Source organism: Pseudomonas sp. P5_B2 (assembly GCF_056400445.1).
Window position 1 is genome coordinate 1 of the sequence record NZ_JBFULH010000659.1, and the last position, 2165, is coordinate 2165.

At 59.3% G+C, this 2165-nt stretch carries 1 protein-coding gene; it reads right to left on the bottom strand.

Annotated elements, in window-relative coordinates:
• Positions 1-281: 281 nt before the first annotated feature.
• The coding region (locus AC1DRJ_RS25320) for a bifunctional aconitate hydratase 2/2-methylisocitrate dehydratase (RefSeq protein WP_477804568.1) at positions 282-2165 on the bottom strand (1884 nt) is incomplete at its 5' end.

Sequence of the window (2165 nt, forward strand, 5' to 3'; positions counted from 1 at the left end):
GGTTAACGCCGGGGACAGCGGTAGGTGGGGACGTCGTTTCAGCCGCCAATGCGAAAAACGAGCCCATCGCCAGCAGACACGCAAAAGAGAGTGAAGTTATTTTGTTCATCATCTGAGTCTTCCTGAGAGGGTTATAAAACGTTGGAAAATCAGGATGAGGCAAAGGTGCTGACTTGCTGACGAGCGGCAGCTCGCCTCTACAGGATAGTTGTGTGCATGCCCATGCATAAAAAAACGCCGCTCATCTCGCGATGGGCGGCGTTTTTCATTGCGTTGCAGCGTTAGGCTTGAACGACCGGAATRTTGGCGTTCGCAGCRRCTTCACGGAACTCGGCGATCTGGTCGAAGGACAGGTAGCGGTAGACATCGGCCGCCATGCTGTCGATCTTGCCAGCGTATTCCATGTACTCCTCGACGGTCGGCAGGCGACCCAGGATGGAAGCMACAGACGCCAGCTCGGCCGAGGCCAGGTAGACGTTCGCGCCGTCACCCAGACGGTTCGGGAAGTTACGGGTCGACGTCGACACCACGGTCGAGTTCGGTTCTACACGTGCCTGGTTACCCATGCACAGCGAGCAGCCCGGCATTTCCATGCGTGCGCCGGCCTTGTTATAGATGCCGTAGTAGCCTTCTTCGGTCAGCTGGTGAGCGTCCATTTTGGTCGGCGGCGACAGCCACAGACGGGTTGGCAGCTGACCGTCGACCTGTTCCAGCAACTTGCCGGCGGCGCGGAAGTGACCGATGTTGGTCATGCACGAACCGATGAACACTTCGTCGATTTTCTGACCTTCAGCGGTCGACAGCAGACGGGCGTCGTCCGGGTCGTTCGGTGCGCAGAGAATCGGTTGGGTGATTTCTGCCAGGTCAATCTCGATGGTTTCGGCGTATTCGGCGTCAGCATCGGCCACCAGCAACTCAGGGTTGGCCAGCCAGGCTTCCATCGCTTGGGCACGACGTTCCAGGGTACGCGCATCGCCGTAGCCTTCGCCGATCATCCAGCGCAGCAGGGTGATGTTGGAGGTCAGGTATTCGGCAATGGCCTTTTCCGGGAGTTTGATGGTGCAACCGGCAGCCGAACGTTCGGCCGAGGCGTCGGACAGTTCAAACGCTTGCTCGACGGTCAGGTTGTCCAGGCCTTCKATTTCCAGGATACGGCCGGAGAAGGCGTTGATCTTGCCTTTCTTCTCCACGGTCAACAGACCGGCCTTGATGGCGAAGTAAGGAATCGAATGCACCAGGTCACGCAGAGTGATGCCCGGTTGCATCTTGCCTTTGAAGCGCACCAGGATCGATTCCGGCATGTCCAGCGGCATGACGCCGGTGGCGGCCGCGAAGGCGATCAAACCGGAACCGGCCGGGAACGAAATACCGATCGGGAAACGGGTGTGCGAGTCACCACCGGTGCCGACGGTGTCCGGCAGCAGCATGCGGTTCAGCCAGCTGTGGATGATGCCGTCGCCCGGCTTGAGCGAAACGCCGCCACGGTTGCGCATGAAATCCGGCAGGGTGTGGTGAGTGGTCACGTCCACTGGCTTAGGGTAAGCCGCGGTGTGGCAGAAGGACTGCATCACCAGGTCGGTCGAGAAGCCCAGGCACGCCAAGTCTTTCAGTTCATCACGGGTCATCGGACCGGTGGTGTCCTGGGAACCCACGGTGGTCATTTTCGGTTCGCAGTAGGTGCCTGGACGCACACCGGCTACGCCGCACGCTTTACCGACCATTTTCTGCGCCAGGGTGAAACCCTTGGTGCTTTCAGCCGGCGCTTCAGGCTTGTTGAACAGATCCGAAGGCGCCAGACCCAACTCGGCACGCGCCTTCTCGGTCAGGCCACGGCCGATGATCAGCGGAATACGGCCGCCAGCACGAACTTCGTCCAACAGCACCGGCGTCTTCATTTCGAAAGTGGTGATGACTTCGTCGGTACCGTGCTTGCAGACTTTGCCAGCATGCGGGTACAGGTCGATCAGGTCGCCCATGTGCATGTTGGACACATCGAATTCGATTGGCAGGGCGCCGGCATCTTCCATGGTGTTGTAGAAGATTGGAGCAATTTTGTTACCGAAGCAGAAACCGCCAGCGCGCTTGTTCGGCACGTAAGGCACGTCGTCGCCGAAGAACCACAGCACCGAGTTGGTGGCGGATTTACGCGACGAACCGGTACCGAC